The 17,084-nt window shown below is 66.1% G+C and carries 17 protein-coding genes, 1 tRNA gene, 2 pseudogenes and 1 riboswitch; of the genes and pseudogenes, 12 read left to right on the top strand and 8 right to left on the bottom strand.

The genetic code is table 11. The features are described from left to right. Window positions 1-70: 70 nt before the first annotated feature. From G554_RS0101295 to G554_RS0101285, 3 genes are all read left to right on the top strand, one after another. Entirely contained in the window at window positions 71-2,665 is a 2,595-nt protein-coding gene (locus tag G554_RS0101295) for a DEAD/DEAH box helicase (RefSeq protein WP_027586489.1), read from the top strand. Window positions 2,666-2,827: 162 nt separating this feature from the next. Next, window positions 2,828-3,289, top strand: a complete 462-nt coding sequence (locus G554_RS0101290; RefSeq protein ID WP_027586488.1) for a YbhB/YbcL family Raf kinase inhibitor-like protein — start codon at window positions 2,828-2,830, stop codon at window positions 3,287-3,289. Window positions 3,290-3,353: 64 nt separating this feature from the next. Further along, window positions 3,354-4,703, top strand: coding sequence for a cutinase family protein (locus G554_RS0101285; RefSeq protein ID WP_084648215.1), 1,350 nt, complete (start codon window positions 3,354-3,356; stop codon window positions 4,701-4,703). Here G554_RS0101285 and G554_RS0101280 read toward each other — a convergent pair. Continuing rightward, window positions 4,693-5,445 (bottom strand): hypothetical protein, encoded by a 753-nt coding sequence (locus G554_RS0101280; RefSeq protein ID WP_027586486.1) that lies wholly within the window; start codon window positions 5,443-5,445, stop codon window positions 4,693-4,695. The two genes, G554_RS0101285 and G554_RS0101280, sit on opposite strands and share 11 nt — an antisense overlap. A gap of 209 nt (window positions 5,446-5,654) precedes the next feature. On the opposite strand from G554_RS0101280, the gene G554_RS0101275 reads away from it, so the two are divergent. The 4 genes and pseudogenes from G554_RS0101275 (at window position 5,655) to G554_RS18225 (ending at window position 7,148) form a co-directional block, all read left to right on the top strand. Then, a tRNA-Leu gene (locus tag G554_RS0101275) sits at window positions 5,655-5,737 on the top strand. Between the two features lie 176 nt (window positions 5,738-5,913). Next, window positions 5,914-6,633 (top strand): hypothetical protein, encoded by a 720-nt coding sequence (locus G554_RS0101270; RefSeq protein ID WP_154654130.1) that lies wholly within the window; start codon window positions 5,914-5,916, stop codon window positions 6,631-6,633. 54 nt (window positions 6,634-6,687) lie between these two features. After that, window positions 6,688-6,819: pseudogene (locus tag G554_RS18620) on the top strand (hypothetical protein); the annotation flags it as partial. 32 nt (window positions 6,820-6,851) lie between these two features. Beyond that, window positions 6,852-7,148 carry a hypothetical protein gene (locus G554_RS18225; protein ID WP_027586484.1) on the top strand — a complete coding sequence of 99 codons (297 nt, stop codon included), beginning with the start codon at window positions 6,852-6,854 and terminating at the stop codon, window positions 7,146-7,148. Window positions 7,149-7,415: 267 nt separating this feature from the next. Here G554_RS18225 and G554_RS0101255 read toward each other — a convergent pair whose 3' ends face one another. Both G554_RS0101255 and G554_RS0101250 read right to left on the bottom strand, forming a co-directional pair. After that, complete coding sequence (locus G554_RS0101255; protein WP_154654128.1) at window positions 7,416-7,886, bottom strand: hypothetical protein; 471 nt, start codon at window positions 7,884-7,886, stop codon at window positions 7,416-7,418. Between the two features lie 316 nt (window positions 7,887-8,202). Continuing rightward, window positions 8,203-8,940, bottom strand: coding sequence for a hypothetical protein (locus tag G554_RS0101250; RefSeq protein ID WP_027586482.1), 738 nt, complete (start codon window positions 8,938-8,940; stop codon window positions 8,203-8,205). A 470-nt stretch (window positions 8,941-9,410) separates the two neighbouring features. Here G554_RS0101250 and G554_RS0101245 point away from each other — a divergent pair, with 470 nt between their 5' ends. Next, window positions 9,411-9,812, top strand: a complete 402-nt coding sequence (locus tag G554_RS0101245; RefSeq protein WP_027586481.1) for a hypothetical protein — start codon at window positions 9,411-9,413, stop codon at window positions 9,810-9,812. 513 nt (window positions 9,813-10,325) lie between these two features. On the opposite strand, the gene G554_RS17475 is transcribed toward G554_RS0101245, so the two are convergent. Next, window positions 10,326-10,844 carry a hypothetical protein gene (locus tag G554_RS17475; RefSeq protein WP_154654127.1) on the bottom strand — a complete coding sequence of 173 codons (519 nt, stop codon included), beginning with the start codon at window positions 10,842-10,844 and terminating at the stop codon, window positions 10,326-10,328. Window positions 10,845-11,370: 526 nt separating this feature from the next. Between G554_RS17475 and G554_RS17470 the strand changes: the two genes are divergently transcribed. Together G554_RS17470 and G554_RS0101235 are read left to right on the top strand one after the other, a co-directional pair. Then, on the top strand, window positions 11,371-11,559 hold the full coding sequence (locus G554_RS17470; RefSeq protein WP_036924055.1) for a hypothetical protein: 189 nt from the start codon (window positions 11,371-11,373) through the stop codon (window positions 11,557-11,559). 286 nt (window positions 11,560-11,845) lie between these two features. Next, a complete protein-coding gene (locus G554_RS0101235) occupies window positions 11,846-12,706 on the top strand; it encodes an aldo/keto reductase (RefSeq protein WP_027586480.1) in 861 nt (286 codons plus the stop codon). A gap of 52 nt (window positions 12,707-12,758) precedes the next feature. Here the strand turns inward: G554_RS0101235 and G554_RS0101230 are convergent, their stop codons facing one another. Genes G554_RS0101230 through G554_RS0101220 form a run of 3 tightly spaced genes read right to left on the bottom strand, consistent with a single transcriptional unit; the run spans window position 12,759 to window position 14,244 of the window. After that, window positions 12,759-13,118: a fluoride efflux transporter FluC gene (locus G554_RS0101230; RefSeq protein ID WP_027586479.1), complete on the bottom strand. Its 360-nt coding sequence runs from the start codon at window positions 13,116-13,118 to the stop codon at window positions 12,759-12,761. After that, window positions 13,115-13,687, bottom strand: a complete 573-nt coding sequence (locus G554_RS13965; RefSeq protein WP_084648240.1) for a fluoride efflux transporter FluC — start codon at window positions 13,685-13,687, stop codon at window positions 13,115-13,117. Before G554_RS13965 ends, G554_RS0101230 begins: the two co-directional genes overlap by 4 nt. Beyond that, entirely contained in the window at window positions 13,684-14,244 is a 561-nt protein-coding gene (locus G554_RS0101220; RefSeq protein WP_027586478.1) for a universal stress protein, read from the bottom strand. Before G554_RS0101220 ends, G554_RS13965 begins: the two co-directional genes overlap by 4 nt. Before the next feature lie 623 nt (window positions 14,245-14,867). Beyond that, window positions 14,868-14,939: riboswitch (Fluoride riboswitch) on the top strand. Between the two features lie 44 nt (window positions 14,940-14,983). Between G554_RS0101220 and eno the strand changes: the two genes are divergently transcribed. Next, a complete protein-coding gene (gene eno, locus G554_RS0101215) occupies window positions 14,984-16,252 on the top strand; it encodes a phosphopyruvate hydratase (RefSeq protein WP_027586477.1) in 1,269 nt (422 codons plus the stop codon). Between the two features lie 234 nt (window positions 16,253-16,486). Next, window positions 16,487-16,729: pseudogene (locus G554_RS0101210) on the top strand (transposase); the annotation flags it as partial. Between the two features lies 1 nt (window position 16,730). Here G554_RS0101210 and G554_RS13960 read toward each other — a convergent pair. Continuing rightward, window positions 16,731-17,084, bottom strand: a 354-nt coding sequence (locus tag G554_RS13960; protein ID WP_036924053.1) for an ISL3 family transposase, incomplete at its 5' end; no start/stop codon positions are given.

Raw genomic sequence — 17,084 nt, 5'->3', positions numbered from 1 at the left:
ACGTCGGATAGCGTGGGTCAGGCGCCGAGCGGCAACCGCCGCCCCACGACATCGAGGAGACGGAGAGATCGTGCGACTGGCCGAGGCTCTGGAGGACATGGTCGATGGCCGAGCACCGATCACCACCGACCGCGGGGAGCGCCCGCGCGGCTGGGACTCCCCCGGCGCCCGCGCCATCGACCCGGACATGGCCATCGATCACATCGAGCGGGCGGTGGCCGCCGACGGGTTGACGATGTACGAGCACCAGGAGGAGGCGGTCCTCGACATCGTCACCGGCTCCCATGTCATCGTCACCACCCCGACCGGATCGGGGAAGTCACTGATCGCCACCGCCGCCCATTTCGCCTGCGTGGCCGGCGGCGGCCGCTCCTACTACACCGCCCCGATCAAGGCCCTGGTGAGCGAGAAGTTCTTCGCACTGTGCGAGATCTTCGGGGCCGAGCGGGTCGGCATGGTGACCGGAGACGCCTCGGTCAACCCGGACGCCCCGATCATCTGCTGCACCGCCGAGATCCTCGCCAATATCGCGCTGCGCGAGGGCCGGCATGCGGCGGTCGACCAGGTGATCATGGACGAGTTCCACTTCATCGGCGACCCGGACCGCGGCTGGGCATGGCAGGTGCCCCTCACCGAACTGCCGCAGGCCCAGCAGATCATCATGAGCGCCACCCTGGGAGACGTCAGCCAGCTCGCCGAGAACCTCACCGCGGACACCGGCCGGCCCACCGAGGTGATCACCGGCGTGACCCGCCCGGTGCCGCTGCTCTACGAGTGGTCGATGCAGCCCGACCACGAGACCATCGCCGGCCTGGTCGATGACGGCAAGGCGCCGGTCTACATCGTCCACCCCTCCCAGAAGGCCGCCCTGGAGAGAGCCCAGTCGCTCACCTCGGTGAAACTGGTGAGCACCCAGGAGCGCCATGAGATCGCCGCCGAGATCGCCGATTTCCGGTTCTCCAAGGGGTTCGGGTCGACGGTGCGCAAGTTCATCACTGCGGGGATCGGCGTCCACCATGCCGGGATGCTGCCGAAGTACCGGCGGCTGGTGGAGACCCTGGCCCAGCAGGGCCGGCTCAAGGTGATCTGCGGCACCGACACCCTCGGGGTGGGGATCAATGTGCCGATCCGGACCGTGATGTTCACCTCCCTGACGAAGTTCGACGGGTCGCGGATGAGGGTGCTGAAGTCCCGCGAGTTCCACCAGATCGCCGGGCGGGCCGGCAGGGCCGGATTCGACACCGTGGGATATGTCGTCGGGCAGGCGCCCGAGCATGTGGTCGCCAATGCGAAGGCCCTCGCCAAGGCCGGCGGGGACGCCAAGAAGGCCCGCCGGCTCCAGAAGCACAAGGCTCCTGAGGGGTTCGTCAACTACGACGAGGAGACCTTCCGCAAGTTGATCGACTCGGTGCCGGAGACCCTGCACGCCAGAATGCGGATCACCGACGCGATGCTGCTCAATCTGCTCTCGCGCGACGAGGACACCGTGGTGGCGGTTCGCCATCTGGTCGACGGTGCCACCTCCAGCCCCAGGGAGCGGCGCCGGCTCTACCGTCGCGCGCTGCAACTGGGCCATGCATTGCTGCGCTCGGGGGTGGTGCACCGGTTGGCCGAGCCGACCCCGGGCGGGCGCCGTTATGCGATGAGCGAGGAGTTGCAGTCCGATTTCGCACTGAACCAGCCGCTGAGCTCGTTTGCCGCCGAGGCGATCGAGACCCTGGACCCGGAGTCCCCCGAGCACGCCCTGGACGTCGTCTCGGTGATCGAGGCGACCCTCGACAACCCGATGACAGTGCTCTACGCCCAGCAGCACGAGGCGCGCGGCGAGGCGATCGGGGAGATGAAGGCCGACGGGATGGACTACGAGGACCGGATGGCGGCCCTGGAGGAGGTCGAGTGGCCCAAGCCTCTGGAGGAGACCCTGCAGGCCCTGTTCGACATCTTCTCGCCGTCTCATCCATGGGTGCCCGAGTCGGCCCTGTCGCCCAAGTCGATCGTGCGCGACATGTACGAGCGAGCGATGACCTTCGGGGAGTTCTGCGCCTTCTACAAGGTGCAGCGGTCCGAGGGGCTGGTGCTGCGCTACCTCACCGACGCCTTCCGGGCGCTGCGTCAGACGGTGCCGGAGGCCGAGCGGACCGAGGATCTGGCCGACATCGTCGCCTGGCTGGGAGAGGTGATCCGCACCACCGACTCCTCCCTCATCGACGAGTGGGAGGCGCTGACCCATCCGCCCGAGGAGGAGGGGGCCGAGGAGGTCCGTCCGGTGCGGACCTTCACCTCCAACCGGCGGGCCTTCACGGTGGCGCTGCGCAATGCGATGTTCCGCAAGGTGATTTTGGCCGCCGACGACGACTTCGAGGGGCTGGCCGCCCTGGAGCCCGAGGGCTCCCCGATGAAGGTCCACGACTGGGAGGACGCCCTGGGCGCCTACTGGGACGAGCACCAGGAGCTCAACGACGGGCCCGATGCCCGTTCCCCGGCCCTGTTCATGGTCGAGAAGGAGTCCGGGCGGGGCGGTTCGCGGATCTGGCTGGTGCGCCAGATCATCGACGATCCCGAGGGCAATCACGACTGGTCGATCGCCGCCACGGTGGATCTCGACGAGTGCGACGACGCCGACGAGCTCGTCCTGCGGACCCGGGCCTTCGCCCGGATGGACTGACAGAAACAGCACTGACCTGATTGATCCGGTGCGGATCTCCCCGGAGCGGGCCGGTCCGGGCCGAACCGCCGGAGCCGCAGCGCCCGATGAGCCGGTTGTCCGGGCGAACCGCGGGTTCAGGCGGCAGGATGGGACCCACTCCACGAGGAAGGACGAGTCGACATGGAACTCACCAGCACCTCCATCACCGACGGCGAGCCGATCGGTCTGACCTATGCGCACCCCAATGTGGGCGGCAGCGATGTCATCCCCCAGCTGTCCTGGACACCGGGGCCGGAGGGCACCAGGTCCTACGCCATCACCATCTACGACCCCGATGCACCGACCGGGTCGGGATTCTGGCACTGGATCCTCGCCGACATCCCGGCCGACGTCACCGAGATTCCCGAGGGCGGTCCGCTGCCGGCGGGGGCGCGCCAGTGGGTCAATGACGCCCAGGAGGACGGCTACTCCGGCCCCTTCCCGCCGCCCGGTCCGGCGCACCGCTACATCCACACCGTCCACGCCCTGCCGACCGCACGGCTGGCGGCTCCCGACGACGCCGCCAATGTGCAGGTCCGGTTCGCCATCCACACCAGCGAGCTGGACTCGACGAGCATCACGGGCACCTTCATCGTCGACTGAGGACTCCCACCGCTCCTCTGGGACCGACCCGGGCGGCGCTGGCGACGACTGGTTGACTGGGGTCATGGCTTCCCGACTGCACTCCCTGCTGCACCACCACCTCGGGAAGCCGGCTCGCATCATCAGTCTGGTGCTGACACTGAGTCTGCTCGCCGCCCCGGCGGCCGCCGCCGACCCCGGCGACCCGGGTGGATCGGGCAGCTCGGTCGCCCCGGACTCCTCCACCGGATCGAACCCCGCGTCCTCGACCGAGGCATCCCCATCTGGATCCTCCTCTGGATCCTCTTCAGCCCGGCCCTCTGCGATCGGGACCGGCGCGGCGTCCGGCAAGGGGTGGCGAGGGGTGCCGGTGTCCTCGGCCAGGGCGTCCAGCCAGCCCTGCGCCTCACTGATGTTCGTGGGGGTGCGCGGGTCCGGCGAGAAGGCCCCCTACGGGACCACCATCACCGGCATCCGCGACGCCCTGGCGAGTCGATGGCAGGGGCGCGGGACGGTCCGTCAGGTGTGGCTCGACTACCAGGCGTCCGACCCGCTGACCCTGCGGAACGCCTCGATGAGCTCCCTGCTGTTCGACCAGACGATGCCCTCGACCGAGTACTTCGACTCCGCCGCCACCGGCGCGACGCGGCTGTCGGCCCTGCTCACCAGCCAGTCGAAGCGCTGCCCCCGGGAGTGGGTGGTGCTCGCCGGATTCTCCCAGGGGGCCCAGGCGATCACCGAGGCGCTGGCCCGCACCGACGTCAGCACCCGGTTGGCCGGCGCGATCCTGGCCGGCAACCCCGACCACCATCCCGGCCAGAACGTCCAGGAGCTCTCCGGGACGGCCCCGCTCAACTCGATCGGGCTGGCGGCCCTGCTGTACTACCTCAGGGGACAGGTCGGGGACGCCGGTGAGAACCGCGGCGCCCAGGTGAGGACTCTCATCCAGACCACGATCGACGTCCACAAGGGATCCTTCGACATGTCGGCGGCGCGCACCGACATCGCCGACCACCAGGCTCTGATACCGGCGACGGCGTATCCGGGAACCTTCTCGATCTGCCTGGCCGGGGACCCGGTGTGCGACGCGGCGCCTGCGATGGCGCGGATCCTCACCATGCAGTCCACCCTCGACTCCGAACTGCAGTCGGGTCTGGTGGTGCACCGGCGCTACACCCCGCAGGTGCTCAGGGCCACCCTGGACGCCGTCGCCGCGCGGGCGAATGCGGTCGGTGCGGCGGCATCCCAGGGCCGGCCGGTGCCGCGGGGTCAGACGATCGGGGTGCAGTCAGGATCGTGGGGACGTCCTCAGGTGCTGGTGGCGATCGGCGCCGGACTGGTCGGCCTGGCGCTGGGCATCGCCGGCGGGGTGCTGGTCGGGGTCCGGAGGTCGGGACGCCGACGGGTGCCGGTCGAGCGGAACCTCACAGACTGAACCACCACGACCCGGTGGTCATCGCCACCGCGACGTCGATCATCAGGACGACGCCGAATCCGGCCGCCGCGATGCCGACAATCCGTCGCACCGCGGTGGCATGGGAGCCGGTGACCTCGCCGACGAGATGCTCGACCCGTGTCGCGCCGACCGCCAGGTAGACCACCACCAGGGTGATCAGCAGGCTGTGACTGCACACCACCCAGATCAGCGCCTCGGTGATCGTCCAGGACCGGCGCGTCCAGCGTGCGGCGTGGACCACCATCGCCCAGAAGGCCGGATCGGCCAGCGAGGACAGTCCGACCAGCAGGCCGCTCAGCGCCAGGGCGCGCGCACTGGAGGACCGGGGACGGGCCCGTCCGCCGGCCCGCTGATCGGTGGCCTGCTCGGGTTCACCGCCGTCACCGTCGACGCCGTCGTCTCCGCCGCCGGGGGGCGTTGAGCGTTGACGCAGGTAGACGATCCCCCAGATCACCAGGGCCAGTCCGACCGCGGCGACCGCCACCAGCCACACCGGGTGGGGGATGTGCGGGGGATGGATGCCCATCCGCCGGGCGAGCTCGGTCAGCCCGAATGTTCCCGCCAGGGCCAGCAGCAGGGAGGTGCCCACCGAGACCCCACCCAGGGCGATGACCCCGGCTCGCCGGGCGCCCAGGCCCAGGGCCGCGACCAGCACCACCGAACCCAGCGGGTCGAAGCCGGCAATGCCCAGGGCCAGTGCGGCGGCCAGAAGTTCGAACACGCAGTCACTGTACGCAACCGCCGTCGTCACCGCCGTTCGTGTGCTGTCGCCGCCGTCGTCACCTCCGATCGCCGTCGTCACCGCCATTCGTGCGCTGTGATCACCGTTCGTGCGCTGGGGTCGCCGGGTCCTCCACCGCGACCTGCAATTTTCCTCATCTGCCGAAGCCGTGCTATGTTTTCCGGGTTGGGTTCGCACGGCGGGTCCATGCGCGAGTGGCGGAATGGCAGACGCGCTGGCTTCAGGTGCCAGTGTCCCCTGGGACGTGGAGGTTCAACTCCTCTCTCGCGCACACTGATCAAATGGTCGGTGACTAGGTGAAAACCCTAGTCACCGGCCATTTGGCGTCTCAGGGGCAAAACAGCAAAACGGGGTAAAAACGGGTAGATCCACGGTTTCTTATCGCACGTAGATCGCACGACAGCACGGGACCCGGGCAAGGGGCCCCCGAACACGGAGGAAGGAACCATGGCCAGGAGATCCAGCAGGCGGAGGAGCTTCGGCTATCTGCGCCGGTTGCCCAGCGGGAACGTGCAGGCCAGTTACGTCGGCCCCGACGGTCAGCGGCACGCGGCCTCCTCGACGTTCGTCGACGAGGGTTACGCCCAGGGCTGGCTCGCCGACGAACGCCGGCTCATCAATGACGGCCGGTGGACCCCACCGTCCGTGCGTCAGGCCGAGCAGATCGCCCAGGCGGCCCGCGAGGACGCCATGGTCACCGTCAACCAGTGGATCGATGTCGTCATCGAGCGGCGGCGCGACAGATCTCACCGCCCGCTGTCCCCCACCACCGTCGACCTCTACCGCAAGGACGCCAGGCTGAGGATCACCGACACCGATCTCGGCCGCGGGAAACTCGACCAGGTGAGACGGGCCGACGTCGTCCGGTGGTGGGACCAGCTGCCCAGCACCCCGACGACCAACGCCAGGGCCTACCAGCTGCTGAGCTCGGTGATGAGGGAGGCTGTCGATGACGAGCTCATCGAGGTCTCGCCGGCCATCTCAAGGGGGCGAGCAAGCCCAGGCCCCGGCACTCGGCCGCCACGGTGGAGGCTCTCAGCGCCGACCAGACCCTGGCCTACATGCGGGCGGTCCCCCAGCGCTACCGGGTGGCGCTCATGGTCGCCGCCTGGTGCGGGCTGCGTTCCGGAGAGGTCCGGGGTCTGCGCCGTCGCGACGTGGACCTGAGGACAGGGAGGCTTCGCATCGAACAGGCCGTGAGCCGGCTCCAAGCCCAGGCCCATGTCCAGTCACAAGACGGCCAAGGGTGCGGCGGCAGGCGCTGTCACCGGTGCCGCTGTCGGGGCAGCCTCGCCAGGAGCCGCACCGCTGGCCGGTGCTGCCGCCGGTGCTGCGGCCGGCGCTGTGGTGAGCCATCGTCAGAACCGGCCGAACCCGCGCAGCCGGTGCAGTACCAGCCGCAGACCCCGGCCTTCCAGGCCCCGGTCACTGCGGCACCCGCACCGGTCTACGAGGCTCCGGCACCGATCCAGGAGGCACCGGCACCGCAGCAGCCAATCCACCAGGAACCCCTGCCGTCCGGTCAGCCGGTGATCGTGGAACGACCGGCTCCGGTCGAGCCCACGGTCATCGAGCAGCCAGCGCCTGCCCCGCAGGTCCAGCAGCCGGTGCAGCCTGCGGCCCAGCCGGCGCAGAGCCCGCGGGTCGACCGTGACGATGAGGTCGACGACGAGGACGAGTGAGGCGCTCGGATGACACACAGACACCAGGCCCCCTGATCCACTGTGGATCAGGGGGCCTGGTGTGTTCGGGCGATCGGTGGGCCGAGCGTGCGTCGGCCGGGATCAGCTGTTGGAGCTGGAGGCTGGCTCCCACTTGCCGCTCACGCCGATGTCGGCCCCATTGACCTCACCTGTGACCGACAGGGCCGGGTCGTTGGGATCCTTGCTCGTCTGGACGGCCGCATGGGCGAACGGTGAGGTGCTCCTGTTGACCGGGATGTACACGAATCACAGGCCCGCCACCTCCTCGCCGCACTGTGCGACGCTGGTGATGTGGGAGAAGTCCTCGGTGATGAAGTCGCCCTTCTTGAGACTGTCATCGCTGGGAACAGCAGAGACGCTCGACGTCGGTCCCACGCCAATTCCCAGACCGACTCGTTCAGGAACAGTGGCCTTCTTCACAATGCGAACACCCTTGCTGTCGTAATAGCTGTACTCGGTGGAATAGCTCTTCAATACCTCCAGGCCACCCGGGGCGTACTCGATGTCGATATCGGTGCGGCACATCCCACTGGGAAAGCCCTTGGTGGTGAGGGTGAAGCTCTTCACGTCGAGTTTCTTACCGGCGGGCACGGCCTTGGCCAGATCGTCGGACAGCTGGATCCGCACCGCGGTGTTCTTGAACACCGCAGGATCGGTCGTGGTGTCGGTGTTCTGGTTGCGCTGGTCGTCGAACTGGTAGACAGCCCCTGCGGGCACGCTGGGAACAGATGCTGAACCGGAGGAATTGCCGGCCGCCGAGGACGAGCTCGATGTGCTGCTGCACGCTGTCAGTCCCGGAGAGGCGGCGAGTGCCACCGCAGTGAATCCGGCCAGAACGGCCGCTCGTCGGTGAGTGGATCTGATGGTGCGCATCGGTACTGGACCCCCATGTCGTCGATCTCGACAGGTCCCGGTGGGACGTTCCCATCGAGATCATTGCAATATCATTGTTTCATCCTTGATCTGTCCCAGGAAAACAGGACACGGTCACCGTGGACGGACCCCGGGTGATCCCCGGGCTCCGTCCGGGTTCTCAGCAGATGACGTCGTACCGCGGGAGCCGGTGCAGCCTGATCGGGGTCCAGATGGCTCCGTAGAACAGCATCCAGGCCGCCACCACCGGGATCCCGAGGACGGGGCTCAGGTAGAGGTCCTGGATCCGGGTTCCCTCCGACAGCGCACCCACCCCGAACCGGTTCATCACAAGGAAGCCGATCCACACGAGGAGGACGGCCGCCCACAGATGGACGAGGATCCGGATCTTGTACCAGGCCCGACGGTCCGCGGTGCTGTCATTGCGCATCCGGTAGTAATCACCGTGGGCGAAGATGACGGCTCCCAGCAGGGTCAGGACGACCGAGGTGATCCAGGTGTGATTGTTGGCGGAATCACGCACCATGGAACTCTCAATACTGCCGGACCCGATGAGCAGCAACCGGGTGAGACCGAGCAGACCGAAGTACAGCGCCGCACCACTGATGAGGATGAATCTCCACAGCACTTTTCGATGGGCCTGGCGACGGTATCTTGCGTCGACCTCATGGCGATAGGTCTCGTCGGTGGCATACCGGCGATCACGCTCGGCGCGCCGGGCGTCTGCAATCTGCAGGTGGTGGTCGAGGCGACGCTTGAAGGTTTCGTCGCGCTGCCTGGCCTTCTCGGCCTTCTTGTATTCCTCGAGGGCCTGCTTGCGCTGGTCGTCGAGGTAGCTGCTGACCGCCACGTTCACCTGGGACTGACTCGGTTTCTCGACGATGTGAATATCACCCATGGGTCTGCCCTCGGTTCCTGTCTGGCCGGCCAGACGATCATGACCTGGGCAGATTCTATCGGTTGTCAATGAAATGTCGCATCACGTGCTGCCAGCAGCACCCGATGCGACAATGACCACTTCGATGTGTGAGTTGACTGCTGACGTTGTCGGCGCTGTTGTTCCTTCTCAACCACCCACCCGGCCGGCCAGCACGCTCGGCCGGCCGGCACCGGGGACCCGGCACCCCCTTGGAAAGGGGGTCCTGCCCGCCCAGCCACGGACAACGCAGATGACCGAGGCCGGGCGACCCGCGGTGCCCCGCCCCACCCGATGCTCCCCCACCCTCTGCCCACTCACCTCGTCCACCGAACCCGCACACCCACGCACCCGCCCAGAACCTGTTCCCCAGGACTCGGTCACCCCGGGCCCGCGTGTTGTTTCCTCGTCTACGAGATCGCGCTGCGCCACGACGTGACACACTGGCCGGCATGGCCCGCAACCATCGTTTCCACCAGTACGACTCCGCACGCCCCGAGGCCCCCAGTGGCACGGTCGTGCACCACCTCTACCGATCCCCCGACGACCTGAGACCCTTCTGCGGCGTCTACCCCGGACGTGACCTGGAAACCGGGGAGTTCCATGCCGGCCACGATCTCAACCTCCTGCTCGAGTACATGAACGCCGGCATGGTGTGCTGCGCCACCTGCCTGTCGCCGGCGGCCCTGGGTGGCTGGTCGCCGATGGTCGACGAGGACGCTGAGCGGATGGTCGAGATGGCCGAGACGACTCGTCACGATGACGAGATCGGCTCGAACCAGTACGACGAGGACGGTTACTACGTCGAGGAGTCCTTCCTCGACGATGAACCAGACCTTGGCGAGGAGGACTGACAGAGGTAGCGCGATGTAGTAGACAGTTGGCCTGAGTGAAGCCAATATTCCAGCCCATCGCGATCACCTCGGCTCAGTTGCACCAGAAAGTACCCTCCCAGTCGGGGGAGACGCTGAGAGTCTTCCTGGATTAGCCATCATCGGGGTCTGGCTCATATCGAGCTCTAGGGCGGTCCTGACCCACGTGGGTCAGGACCGCCCGTTCATCACCAGTACGCTGCGTCGATTCAGCTGAAGGGGTTCGACATCTTCAGAGTCTTTTCAGCCCGGCCAATAACTTCTGATCCAGAACACCAGATCACTGCCAATTGCGAGCGTTTTTGTCTGAACTCTCCTTTCTTCTTTTCCAACGCCCCCATACAACACCTAGCCCTACAGAAACAGCCAGTAAAGCGGCTGCTACACGCACAAATACGTCTGGACTTTTATGCAGGATCAGGTCTATTCCCCAGAAGAGGAGAAGCAACCCAGTCACAGTTACGAGGAACGTAACTATATCGATGCGAGAACACTTCATTTACACGCGGCATCAAAGTTTGGCAAGGATTCCATTGCGTAAAACACTCCGCCGCAAACAAATCCACCAACAGCACCAGTCATCGCCCCCACAGCGGCACACGTAAGACCCGATGCCGCAAAGTATGCTATCGATGCGACACGAGCCTTCCAGCACTTACAGCAAGAGCCCCTAGCAGAGATTGGCAGACCATCCTCAAGAGTGACAGTTGGATTGGACTCTGGTCCGGAAGCGACGAAGTGCTTACCTGCTGTATTCTCGACGAAGCCTCGTACTTGATCAATGGTCGAAATGGCGGCAAAGAACTCGAGATACGTATTCGTGGTCTTACTGTCTGGGGATCCCACAAAGAGATTCATAAGGGCGTCGCTCTTTTTTAGGATCGCGACCTTTTCCGCCAAGTTCTTTGGTGAATCATGCTTAGCCTTCGCAATGACGGAAACCGGATTCACTTCCGTTGTTGCTCGTTCTGGACCTGCCGCCTGAGCAGATGTGGCTACTGCCGAGGTAGCCATTAGTGCCGAGAATAGAACTGCGACCAGACATCTGAGTGCCTTCGTTTTCATTATATAGTCCCCCTTCTGCTAGCTCAACGATTAAAAAAGTCCCATTTCCACACGACTCTCTATATCGGAGATCGCCTTTCTTGAGTCCATATCACCTCGTCGTGATCTATGGAGGGCACGAACATAGCACCGCTCATACTTCTTGTCAAGGTCTTCCGGCAGGCGTCATGTCAGAGTCGAGTGACTCTAGGTGTTCTATCAATGCGATTCTTGGGGAAGCCGCTGCTTTGCCGGCTTCTTCTACCATGCGGCATTCCTTCTCTGGCTTCGCATAACGCCTCGCTTCGCTCTTCGAAAGCCCCGACATCCTCTAACACCAGCCATACCTCGCGTGGGCATCTCATCCCCGATGCCAGCCATACCTCGCGTGGGCATCTCATCCCCGATGCCAGCCATGCTGGTCCGAGGCTGGACGCCGAACCAGCGCATCGGTCATGATGGGGACCGGTCATGTCTTCTTGACCAGGAGGACCCCATGGCACTTGACCCGTTGTCCAAGATCCTCAACGCCGGCCTCGAACTGGCCTGGGCCGAGCACCGGCGCGAGCCGCTCGACGAGGCCGAGCTCGATGCACTGGATCTGTGCCACGAGATCGGTGCAGTACGCAACATCGTGGCCTTCGAGGTGCTCCACGGCCGGAGCGAGGGGACATCTCATGAGTGAGGTCGGGTGGTCGGTTCGGGATCCTTGGAGACCCTATTGCACGTATAATGCATGCTAAGAGGGTGTCGGTACTTAATCCCTAGTCAGAGGACTCTGTGTCAGAGGTTCAACTCCTCTCTCGCGCACACGATGCGAATGGCTCGTGACCGGATGAAGATCCGGTCACGAGCCATTCGCCGTTTCTGGCAGCACTTGGGGACTGGGGGCGACAGCCGTCGGATGACCGCTCGTGGATAGGGTCGTGATCGACGCTTTCCCCTTCTCACCTCGCACTCGGGAGGATCCGATGAAGTACCGCAAGCTCGGCCCCTACCAGGCCAGCGCCATCTCCTACGGCAACATGCCGCTGGCGATCGAGGGACGCCCCGACCGGGCGACCGCGATCTCCGTGATTCACGACGTCCTGGACGCCGGCGTCACCCATATCGACACCGCCTGGGCCTACTACCCCTCCGGCGACACCCCGCAGTACGGCGAGGAGCTGGCCGCGGAAGCGCTGCGCACCTGGTCGGGGGACCAGTCGCGGGTCACCATCGCGACCAAGGTCGGTCACTTCCGCAACTTCACCGATGGGAAGCCCACCTGGGGGATCGACGACGACCCCGACCACCTCAAGGAGCGCGCCCACGAGTCGGCCCGTGCGCTGGGGGTCGACACCATCGATCTGCTGTACTCCCACCGTCCCAGCCCCGACGTCCCCTACGAGAAGGTGGTCGGCGCGCTGGCCGACCTCATCGACGAGGAGGTGGCCTCGGTGGTCGGCATCTCCAACGCCAATCCCGACCAGATTCGTCTGGCCCACCGGATCCTCGGGGACCGGCTGGTCGCGGTGCAGAACCAGTTCTCCCCCGGCTTCCGCAGCTCGGAGCCCGAGATCGAGGTCACCGGGGAGCTCGGCCTGGCATTCGTGGCGTGGAGCCCGCTGGGCGGGTACCGGGCGGCCCTCGACCAGGCGCTCTTCGAACCCTTCCAGAAAATCGCCGATGCCCGCTCCGTCAGCCGCGCCCAGGTGATTCTGGCCTGGGAGCTGACGAAGGGACCGCACGTCATCCCGATTCCCGGCTCGCACCGCAGCGCGACCATCCTGGACTCCCTCAGGGCCACCGATCTGGAGCTCACCGAGGAGGAGCTGGCGGTCCTGGGCTGAGTGTCGTCCAGCCAGCTCGAGACGCTGGGCTGAGCGCCGCTCCACCGCGGCCTCAGCCCAGCGTCATCCCCAGCCCCGCCGCCAGCAGGCAGAGCACCAGCATCCCGCCAGCATGCACCAGCCCGACCCACGGTCGGCCCACCAGGATGAGCCGCGCCCCCTCCACCGAGGCGGTGCTGAAGGTGGAGTACCCGCCGCAGAACCCGGTGCCAATCACCGACGTCCAGGACCGCGTCATGGTGTGGTCGATCCCCATGCCGGTGGCCAGGCCGAGGATGAAGCAGGCGGTCACATTGATGACGATGGTGCCCAGCGGTGTGTTGAGACGGTTGTGACGGGCGACCCACGAGTCGACGACGAACCGGGCGGCAGACCCCAGCCCACCGGCCAGGGAGACGAACAACCAGATCATCGGTTCTCCCCCGTCCTGGTGCGGTCGCGCCGACCGGCCGATCGGGACACGAACCAGCGCGCCAGCACGATCCCGCCGATGGCGCACAGCACCCCGGCGATCACCGACCCGACCGCATAGTCCAGGCCGAGCAGCGGCGAGCCGCCGCCGATCAACCGGTCGGCCTCCACCGCGAAGGTGGAGTAGGTGGTGAACCCGCCGATCACTCCGGTGCCCACCCCCAGCCTCACCGCCTTGCGGGCTCCGACGTCGTCCCCGGTGCGTGCCAGGCCTTCGAGCAGCGCACCCAGCACCACCGAGCCGACCAGGTTGATGGCCAGGGTGGTCACCGGGAGGTCGCCGTGCGGGGTGGCCGCGGCGCTCTCCAGTACCGCCCGCAGGAGGGTCCCGAGGCAGCCGCCCGCCCCGACCAGCACGGCCAGCGCCCAGGTGGGGGTGGGGTGCCGTTGCAGTTGGCCCCTGCCCCCGGCGCCGGTCGGAGGCCGGTGCCTGATGCCCGCCGTGGTCTCTTCCCGGCGGTCCGGACGATCGTCCCCGTCGTCCGGCGTGTCGGGTGCTCCCGATGTCATCGCCTCCACGGTGTGCGCCAATCCTTCCAGTCGATCGTCTCGACCGGCACGGTGAGCACCGGCCGGTGCTGGTGGTGGGCCAGATGGCCGGCCACCGACCCCTCCAGGAGTTCGCCGAAACGGTGTCCGCCCCGGGAGTGGCGGGTTCCGATGACGATCACGGAGGCGTCCAGGACTCGCGCCAGATGGGTGAGGGACCGGTCGGGTCGGCCCGCCAGGTACCACAGCTTCCAGGAGGTCCCGGACCCAGCCAGCACCTCGCCGATCTGGGTCTCGAGTTCGGCGCGCACCCTGTGCCAGTCCTCGACATCGGCGTCGGGGCTCAGCGGGGCGTGGTGCACCGATCCGTCGGGCAACTCCTCGACGGTATACCGGCTGGTGTCGACATAGGCCAACTGAACGACCGACTGGCCTACCGCGGCGACCAATCGCGCTGCAGTCACCACGACGAGCGGGTTCTGGTCGGGGACCACTGCGGCCAGGACGGGCCCCGATCTGAAGTCGACCATTCTGTCCAGGCCGGGCTGCGGCACCGGGCCGGTGTCTGAGTCTGCCATCTGCCACCTCACCATCCGGCGGGCCGGGCGCCCGCCTCCTGAAGACTGCGCGGACACAGTCCTCCCATGAGACAGGGCCCATCAGCACATGGCGGTTCGTGGCCGACATCTCGTCGCTCGGTCACGGGTGGGGTCCATCGCCCTCGGGGTCGTGCGGCGGTTGACCCGCCTCGAGATGACCCCGGCAACACCTTATACGGGTTGCACCGGGGAGCGCCGAGGGGTGAGACCGCGGAATCGCGCCCTCAGTGGGCTGCTTGGCGACAGGTGCAGGGCCCTCCCCGCGATGTCCCCGGGGTTTGCGCCGGCGCCAGCGCGCGTCGCCACCGTCAGATGCAGCCAAAGTGCTGGGTGCCGAACCCCCAGGTGAGCATTTCACTCACGGAAGTGGCCTCCCCGTCGCTCCCAGCGCCCCCAAGACCCGTTCCGCGAGTGAGAGTTCCACCGACGGAACCCCTCATGACCACACCAGCCCGTTCCCCGAGCGAAACCTCCACATCCGCGGCCGATTCGCCCCCGTCCCTCCGATGCATCGGGTGCGCGGATGCGGCGCTTGGGGCCCGCCGCAGGCCACTGTCCGTTGTGCCTCCCAGCGGGGATATCCCTGTCGCCACTGCTACTGTTGGCAGCAGGGCGATGGAACCCGCCCGGGAGCTCTCCCGAACCGCCAAATGGCAGATGGTCCCTGCACGTCACTGCACGTGTGGGAACCGCGTGCACATTTGCTTGAGGAGTAGCAGTGCCCACCATCACTAGTCTCAACGCTCTAGAGATTCTCGATTCTCGTAGTCGCCCAACGCTCAAGGTGAAGCTGACCTTGGACGGCCGCACCCGCGCCGAGGCGCAGGTTCCGTCGGGAGCTTCCACCGGTACCCGCGAAGCCGTCGAACTGCGTGACGGCGACCAGAACCGCTTCTCCGGAATGGGCGTCCTCAAGGCGGTTCGGAATATCACCGGTCCCATTGCGAATGCAGTCATCGGCAAGTCCTTCGGGACCATAGGGGAGCTTGACCGGACGCTCATCGACCTGGATGGCACCGAGAACAAGGCAGAGCTCGGCGCGAACGCCATCCTCGGCGTCTCGATGGCCTTCACCAGAGCCCTAGCCGTATCCCAGGGCAAGGAGCTCTTTGAAGTCCTGCCGACGATCGGGTCCCAGATCCCACGTCTCCCGGTTCCTTGCTTCAACGTCCTCAACGGAGGAGTGCACGCCGCCAATCGGCTGGACTTCCAGGAGTTCATGATCTGCCCCGTTGGAATGCCGACCATCGCCAAGGCGGTGCAAGCAGGTTCGGAGATTTATGCGGTGCTCAAGAAGCAACTGGCCGCCGCGGGACACCCGGTCGGTCTTGGAGACGAAGGCGGCTTCGCGCCCGACATCACCCAGCCCGAGGAGGTGCTGGATGCTCTCGTAACAGCAATCGAGGCGGCTGGATACACACCTGGGCGCGAGGGGGTTGCGATTGCGATGGACCCCGCTTCCTCGGAGTTCCGGACCAGCGAGGGCTACTATCTCGTCGCGGAGAAGCGTTTCAGTTCTGACCAGATGATCGCGCGCTACGAAAAGATGGTCGACGACTACCCCATATGGCTTCTGGAGGACGGCTTGGCCGAGAATGACTGGGATGGTTGGCAGCGCCTCACCCAACGGCTTGGCGACCGGATTGAGTTGGTCGGTGACGACATCTTCTGCACCAATCCAGCGATCATCTCTCGGGGTATTCAGAAGGGCGTGGCCAACGCTTCACTCATTAAACTCAACCAGATCGGTAGCGTCTCGGAAACCCTGGATGCCCAGCGTACCTGCGCGGCGGCGAACTACCGGCAGTTCATGTCGCACCGTTCCGGCGAGACCCCGGACACCTTTATCGCCGATTTGGCGGTGGCGACCGGCTGTGGTCACCTCAAGGCAGGCGCCCCGGCGCGCGGTGAGCGAGTGGCGAAGTACAACAGGCTGATGGAGATCTCCGCCGAGCATCCCGAACTTCCCTACGGTCTGGGGTACTGACCAGCTGGTGAAGGTGAGAGGTTCGCTCCTCGGGGGTGGGTAGGGGCGACATGCGAACGCCCGGTCAATCACCTCCACGAGCGAGCTTCTCACCGTCTCGTCATGGGTGATCCAGTCCAACTGCGCATAAGAGGTTCCGCCGATAGGTGGGGAGCGTGTCGTTGTGGGGGTGCGGGCATGAGGCCTGCTACACACGGTTTCGACCAAGAAATCAGTGCTGCCAGGAAGTTCCTCATGCCCGCTCTTCCATCTTCCATCATCGAACCCATCTGGGACCAGTTCCACTCCCTGATTCCACCCGTGGTGGACACTCACCCCCTGGGATGCCACCGCCCCCGGGTGGATGCGCGCATCGTCTTCGACAAGCTCATCCAGGTCCTCAAGTGGGGCATCCCCTATGAGGGGATCGCGGATGAGACCTGTTCAGCCACCACGATCCGGCGGCGCAGAGATGAGTGGATTCAGGCCGGAATCTGGCTCATCCGAATCCAGGGTGTAGTCGGGGTCTGAACCCGCCGGTCTCGAGCAGGGATCTGGCGATGTAGTTGGTCAGGTTGCGGAACCCCAGCGCCGAGCCGCGCAGGTGCTCGAGCCTGCCGTTGATCGCCTCGGTGGGCCCGTTGGAGGTGCTGGGCCGGTCGAAGTAGGCCAGGACGTCGGCGGCGCGCTTCTTCAGCGTCCTGCCGAGCTTGGTGATCTCGACCAGGGCCTTGGGGACGCCGGTGCTGATCGAGTCGATGAGCCGGGCCATCAGCTCGCGGCCGTGGCGCCGGTTCTCGTGGCGGTAGGCGGCGATCATGGGCTGGTAGACGCTCCAGGTGACCTCGACCTC

Source organism: Acidipropionibacterium thoenii DSM 20276 (assembly GCF_000423445.1).
Classification (GTDB): Bacteria; Actinomycetota; Actinomycetes; order Propionibacteriales; family Propionibacteriaceae; genus Acidipropionibacterium; species Acidipropionibacterium thoenii.
This window is presented reverse-complemented; position numbering and strand designations above follow the sequence as displayed.